General features: G+C 30.6%; 6 protein-coding genes. 1 reads left to right on the top strand and 5 read right to left on the bottom strand.

Translation table 11 applies throughout. The annotated features are described in order from the left end of the window. On the top strand, positions 1-719 hold a 719-nt coding region (locus ACK5ON_RS12475; RefSeq protein WP_409823037.1), incomplete at its 5' end, for an acyl-[acyl-carrier-protein] thioesterase. Positions 720-746: 27 nt separating this feature from the next. On the opposite strand, the gene ACK5ON_RS12480 is transcribed toward ACK5ON_RS12475, so the two are convergent. From ACK5ON_RS12480 to ACK5ON_RS12500, 5 genes are all read right to left on the bottom strand, one after another. Beyond that, a complete protein-coding gene (locus ACK5ON_RS12480; RefSeq protein WP_396175608.1) occupies positions 747-1,448 on the bottom strand; it encodes a response regulator transcription factor in 702 nt (233 codons plus the stop codon). 6 nt (positions 1,449-1,454) lie between these two features. Continuing rightward, a complete protein-coding gene (locus tag ACK5ON_RS12485; RefSeq protein WP_396175610.1) occupies positions 1,455-3,038 on the bottom strand; it encodes a sensor histidine kinase in 1,584 nt (527 codons plus the stop codon). A 70-nt stretch (positions 3,039-3,108) separates the two neighbouring features. Beyond that, complete coding sequence (coaE, locus tag ACK5ON_RS12490) at positions 3,109-3,693, bottom strand: dephospho-CoA kinase (RefSeq protein ID WP_396175612.1); 585 nt, start codon at positions 3,691-3,693, stop codon at positions 3,109-3,111. After that, positions 3,690-4,694 carry a glycosyltransferase gene (locus ACK5ON_RS12495; RefSeq protein ID WP_409823041.1) on the bottom strand — a complete coding sequence of 335 codons (1,005 nt, stop codon included), beginning with the start codon at positions 4,692-4,694 and terminating at the stop codon, positions 3,690-3,692. Before ACK5ON_RS12495 ends, coaE begins: the two co-directional genes overlap by 4 nt. A gap of 83 nt (positions 4,695-4,777) precedes the next feature. Beyond that, the gene (locus ACK5ON_RS12500; RefSeq protein WP_409823044.1) at positions 4,778-7,093 is read right to left on the bottom strand and encodes a T9SS type A sorting domain-containing protein; all 2,316 of its coding nucleotides are present in this window, start codon (positions 7,091-7,093) and stop codon (positions 4,778-4,780) included. Positions 7,094-7,217: the final 124 nt, after the last annotated feature.

A 7,217-nucleotide genomic window follows, 5' to 3' on the forward strand; every position in this document is an offset into this window, starting at 1 on the left:
CTTCTATTCTATCCAAAGATTGGGAAATTAATTTTCTGCAATGTTATCCTAATGGTTTTTTGAAATATACTGATTTATGCAATATTTTGCAATTGACTGCTGCAGCTCATGCTGAACTTGGGGGAATAAGTTTTAGAGATATGCAAGAGTTTAACCAAGCATGGGTTTTAAGCAGAATGCGAGTTGAGATAAACCGTTTACCTAAATGGCGTGATGCAATAACGGTAAAAACTTGGATTAATTCATTGGAAAATTCACGTTCTATTCGTTGCTTGGAAATGTATATTGGAGATGAAAAGATAATTGGTTGTGAAACGTTTTGGGCAGTTTTTAACACTTTAACGCGACGACCCGAAAATTTGGCTTTGGCTCACGAACATTTTCAAAAATTTCCACAACGGGCAACTTTATCTCCTTTTAGCAAAATTGATTTTCAACTCAATATGATACCAGTGGCAAATCATAAAGTTAAACTTTCGGATTTGGATATTGTCAATCATGTAAATAGTGTGAAGTATTTAGAGTGGTGTTTAGATATAATTGATTGTGATGTAATTCAAAATCAAAAGATTGAAAGTTTTGAAATGAATTATCTCAAAGAACTTTCACTTCATGATGAAGTTAAAATGAGTCAGAAAAAAAAGGAAAATTTTGTTACTTTCAGTATCCAGAAAGATGAAAAAGCTAACTTTGCCTTGCAAATAATTTTGAAAAAATAATGGCTCTAATCTCTTAGAGCCATTAACTTATTTTTTCACTACCAATCTAAAACCTTCACCGTGAATGTTAAGAATTTCAACTTCTGGATCTTCTTTTAGATATTTACGAAGTTTAGCAATATAAACATCCATACTTCTAGAAGTAAAATAATTATCTTCTCGCCATATTTTTGTTAAAGCTAACTCTCTCGGCATTAAATCATTTTCGTATATAGCCATCATTTTTAATAATTCAGACTCTTTTGGAGATAACTTAATTGGTTCGTTATCACCAAGTTTTAGAAAACGTAGTTTAGAATTTAAAAGAAATTTACCAATTTGGAATTCAAATTTAGCAGGTTCGTTTTTATTCTCAACTGCTTTTCTTTGAATAATAGCTTTTATTTTCATTAACAAGACATCAGAATCAAACGGTTTATTTAAATAATCATCTGCACCCACTTTGTATCCTTTCATTACATCTTCTTTCATTGACTTTGCAGTTAAGAAAATCAATGGAATATCTTTATTTTTTTCTCTAATTTCTTTGGCTAAAGTATAACCATCTTTATAGGGCATCATAACATCCAAAATGCACAAATCAAAATTGTCTTTTTTAAATTTTTCGAAACCTTCCATACCATTTTTGGCTAAGGTTACATCAAAATCGTTCAACGATAAAAATTCTCTCAAAACTATTCCAAAGTTTTGATCATCTTCTACTAGCAATATTTTTTTATTATTTTCCATAGTTTTTTAATTTATGAGTGGGACTTTTATTATAAATGTACTTCCTTTTCCTTTTTCGCTTTCAACAAAAATTTCACAATCGTGATCTTCAATAATTCTTTTAACATAAGCTAAACCTAATCCATGCCCTTTAACATTATGAACATCACCAGTGTGTTCGCGGTAAAACTTTTCAAATATTCTTTTTTGGGCAGCTTTTGAAATACCAGTACCATTATCTTTAATTTTAATGAAAATAAATTCCTTAACATTCTCTGTAGAAACATTTATAATAGGTGTTTCAGGTGAGTATTTAATGGCGTTATCTAAAATGTTTACTAATACATTAGTAAAATGCATATCATTTAATAAAACTGTAGTTCTTGTTGCTGCTAAATTTTGAGTAATAGTTCCACCTCTGTCTTCAATTATTAAATGTACATGTTCAACAGCATCTTCAATAATATCATGAATATTATTTGATTTCTTTTTAATTTCTAATTCTTTCTTTTCAAGTTTTGAAATTCTTAAAACATTCTCCACTTGAGCATGCATTCGTTTATTCTCATCTCTAATCATTTGCAAATAGCGTTGCACTTTGTCTTTATCAACAATTACTTTTGGATTTTTGATAGCGTCTAATGCTAAATTGATAGTGGCTATTGGGGTTTTAAATTCGTGTGTCATATTATTAATGAAATCTGTTTTTATTTCAGAAATCTGACGTTGTTTAATCAATTGGCTTAAAGCACTAGAATATGCTATTATTATTACTAAAGTAAATATTATTGATAAAATACAAATTCCTATTAGTTCAGAAAAAAGGAACTTCTTTTTCTGGGGAAATGTGATTAATAATTGGTATTTATTAGTGTCTTCATTATCATCAAAAATTGGAATAGAATAGGTAGATGATCTATCATAAACAAACCGTTCTGATTTAATTTTTGTTGCTAATCCATTACTATAGACACTATACTCAAATGGTGTTTTAACGCCAAATTCATTAAGTTCATCTGTTAGTAATTTCAATAAAAATTCATTTGAAATTCTTTCTTGTATTGGCTTTAAAGCGGCAATATCTTTATAGGAAATTTCGAATAAAGTTTTATCTAACAAATCTAATTGTCCTGATTTTTCAATTTTTACATCAGGAGTTATTTTTTGCTTTATACTTGAATTATCAATATTATCATTATAAATTTCTGTTTTTCGTTTAGAAGACAAATTTTTTATTTGTTTTATACTGTCTAACTTTTTATCAAAGAACGATGGTGTAATTCCGTAATCTTCTGAAATTATACTATTGGAGTATATTATTGTTTCATTTGTTCTTGAATCTCTTTGATAATAGCCAAATTCCAAAAAATCACTTTTTTCAGGAATTTTTCCTGTACTATCTTTTAACCTGTTGTAGGTTTCATAAAAAGTATAAACTTCTTTCTTTTGAATTTTATCAGCGACATTACCAAGAACTTGTTTTACATGATATTTAAATTGTTCTTCATTATTTTCAAATGATTTATCAAACCAATATACTTGCACAAGAATTATACCAATCAAGGATAAACTCATTAATAGTATAAGCAATCGGAAAAACAATTTATTCATAACACAAATTTAGGATTTTAACATTTATACTATGAATACATTAACCAAAGATTAACATTTTGTCAAAAAATTATAGATTATTTAATTTTTTAAGAATTTCATCAACTTGATTTTCAGTATCCTTAATAGTAGAATTTTGAATTACGAAGTCGCTTTTTAAAACCCTTTCTTCGTCTGTCCATTGGTTTTGAATTCGTTTTAAAATACTTTCCCTATCCGTTTTATCACGTTCTAAAACTCTTTGAATACGAGTTTCGATTGGTGCAGTAACGGTAATAATGAAATCACAATATTTATAACTGCCGCTTTCAAACAATATGGCAGCTTCTTTAACTATCAATGGAGAATTTTTATGTTTTAACAACCATTTATCAAAATGTTTTTTGACTAATGGATGAACAATGGCATTCAATTTCTCAAGTTTAGCTGAGTTGTTGAAAACAAATTGTGCCAATTTTACATTATTTAGTTTTTCTTCATCAAAAATAGTATTGCCAAATTCCTTTCTAATTTCATTCAACACTTCATTTGATTTCATTATTTTTTTTGCCTCATCATCAGCAATATAAACAGGTATTCCCAATGATTTCATATACTTTGCAATCATCGTTTTTCCGCTTCCAATACCACCTGTTAATCCAATTATTTTGGTCATGATGTTTTCTTAAAAAATAATTCTGGGAAAGCAATTTCAGGTTTTTGCTTCAAAAAAATCACTTTGCAATAGGACTCTAAAAATCCTTTTCCGTAACCTAAAAATTGCTTTGAAACTGCTATTACTGACAAAAAACCTATTTTAATACTATTGTTTTGAATACTTGAAACTAAGAATATGCTAAGGTAATAAACAGCATAACACAATATAGGAAATACTATTCCAAACAATGCCAGAAAAACAGAAGTAGAAAATCCTAAAATAAATAGTGTGGGAAAGAAAAAAGTCAATTTACTATATTCAGGATACCAAGAATCTAAGATAGGTCGAGCTTTTCCAAATTTATAAACTTGCAGTGTAAATTTATTCCAATCTATTCTTCTTTTGTGATAAACAAATGCACTTGGGAAAAGTCTGGTTTTAAATCCTAATTTCCATAATCTAATTGATAAATCTGGGTCTTCTCCAGGATGGATATTTCCAAATCCATTAGAAGCTTCAAATGCCTTTTTTGAAATTCCCATATTAAAACTACGAGGTTGAAATTTAGTTAACTTCTCAGAACCACCTCGAATGCCGCCTGTAGTTAGGAAAGATGTCATTGCAAAATTGATTGCTTTTTGAATATCTGAAAATGAATCTAAAGCGGAATCTGAGCCACCAAAACAGTCAACATAATTTGTTTTTAGTTCATTTTCAACTTCTATGAGGTATTGTTTTGGAATAATACAATCCGAATCAAAAATGATAAAATAATCACCTTTTGCCTTTTTCATTCCAAAGTTTCTAGAATCTCCAGGTCCAGAATTTTCTTTAAAAAAATATGATATGTTTAAAACAGTCTTGAATTTTTCAATGATATACTGACAGGAAATTGATGAACCATCTTCTACAATAACAATTTCATATTCCTTGTCATAATCAGAAACTACTAAACTTTCAAGAAGTTCATTTATTTCTTCTGGTCTATTATAAACAGGAATTATTATTGAAAAAAACATGTCAATTTTTTTAACAAATATAAGGTATTATACAAAAAAAAACCATCCGCTTTGGCGGATGGTTTTAGATATCTATTAAAAAACTATTCTTTAATCACTCTAATAGTTTTATCTTGATTATTAGAAGTTACTTTAACTAGATAAACTCCATTAGATAAATTAGACATATCAACTTGTCCTTGATTAGCGTTTATAGTACTAGCACTTACTCTTTGTCCCAATAAATTAAATATTTCTACATTTGAAATTTCTTGATTATACGATAGATTCAAAGTGTTTTTTACTGGGTTTGGATAATAAGAAAAGTTAGCGTTATCAAAGTCAGAATTGCTTAATCCATCATCTGAAAGACGCAATGTAAATGTTCCTTGTTCTGAGCTATTACTCCATACTTGAATAAAATAGATTGTTCCTGGAGTTAAGCCAGTTAGAACCTCAGATGTAGCAACTGTTAAATTAGAATTACAAGTAGCAGCTACTGCTGTTAGTGCACCACAAGCTCCTGAATAAATATTGAAATTTAATGAAGTCATGGTAGTTGGTGTTACTAAACAAGTAACACTACCAGAAGCTGGTGCTACAAATGAGAACCAAACATCTTGAATTGAACCAAAAAGATCACAAGTTGGTTGTGTCGGACTTACCGTTGCAAATGAATTATCTGAATTATTATCTAACCCATTAACCGAAACATTTAATGCAGTTCCGCAATCTTGATTAGCAACTGCAGGTGGAGTAACAGCAGCACAAGTTACATTCATTGTAAATGCTCCAACACTTCCAACATTGTATCCTTCAACAGTGATATAGTATGTTGTTGTACCATCAGATGCAAAACTAGTTTTTGAATTCAATGTATTTGAAACACAAGTATTATCATCATCATTTGCCGCAACTAAAGTTAAATTACCAGATGTTCCGGTATATACTAAAACTGAGGTATCATATGACGAACCACAAAGATTAACTGTAACTGTTTGTGCTGAACCATTTCCTGTAAACGAATACCAAAGATTTGGAGCATCTAAATCAGCACCAAAACCATCAGGAGCACTATCTTCATCTAAAGTTACTGAAGAAGATGTATCACCTACATAGATGTTACCACAAGTAACTGCAATTGGTGTTGCAAAATTATCATTGGTTGGTGCTGGTGGTGGTGTTCCAATACATACATTAAACGTTGAAGATTGTCCTGCTGTTGCAGTCCAAGTGTAAACTCTCACATAGTAGGTTGTACCAATTGTTAAACCTGTAGGATTACTAATATCAGCATCTGAACATGAACCTGCAACTAATGTCAAACTACTACAATCAGCACCAGTCCAAAGAGAATGATACATATCTGTTGTTGAACCAGCAGCATTTAATATACTAATTCTATGCGTTGTTGATGTGGCAACAAAAGCAAACCACACATCATCATCTTCTGTTCCGCCGCAAGCCGCAGCATCTTGTGTTGAAGCTGTTGCTCCAAGTACAGTTCCTGCAGTTACGGAACCGCAAAGATAATCTGGATTTACCGTTAATGATAAAGCACCAGAACAATTGTCGTTTGCTGGTGGTGGTGGTGCAGTAACTGTCAAAACGCCACTACCAAACGTAGCTCCATCCCAGAAATTACCGTTATTAGGTGCGTTTGCATTAATTCCTCCATAAAAGTATGCTCCTGTATTAAGTCTAATTCTTGTTGCATAATAATAAGTTCCTGGGGCTAAAGTTGCACCTGTAGTTGCTTGATATTCATCATTGTTTCCTTCTTGAGTTTCAACATTAAAAGTTGCTGCGGTCCAATTGGTCCAAGTATTTGGATTTGTGTTAGTTGCACTTGTTCCTAACCAAACTTGAATTCCTGGAGCTTGTCCAGAAGTAACATTTGTCAAACCTCCTTCATAAACTTGACTATAAGCAGTAAAATTTGTTCCTTGTACAATAGATGCTGTTGGTGGCCATTGTAAATTTGCATAATCTGGCGCGTCTGGAGACACAATACCACAAGTTACACTTTTTATTCTACAAGTGGATTGTGCAGCACAAGTTGCGTCTAAATGGGTATAAAATCTAATATTTCCAGCTACAGTTGAAACCCAAGTTACCGTTCCTATTCCAAAAGCTGCAGCAGTTGCACCAGCATCAGTACTAATTGTAATAACATCAGTAGCTATTGAACTTCTAAAAACATACGTTTGACCAAGCGCTACAGTTACTAAAGAATACTCACTAGCATATCCACAGGTAGTAACATTTTGTACTGTGAAACCATCACAATTTGATGTATTTAAGGCAAATGGTGTTCCATCTGGTCCAGGCCATTGTCCATTAACCGAAGTTAAACACTGTGAATAAGACCAAAAAGATCCTAATAAAATTAAAATTAATAGAGTAATTTTTTTCATCATTTTTAAGTTATAAAAGTTAATTGGTATAAATATACTCATAATTCAAAAATCCGCAAATATAATTAGCAGATTTTTTTTATTTTAAATTATAACATTCATTTAAATACTTGGAACTAAAATCATT

Origin of the sequence: Flavobacterium sp. (genome assembly GCF_046317795.1) — a bacterium.
Lineage (GTDB): Bacteria > Bacteroidota > Bacteroidia > Flavobacteriales > Flavobacteriaceae > Flavobacterium.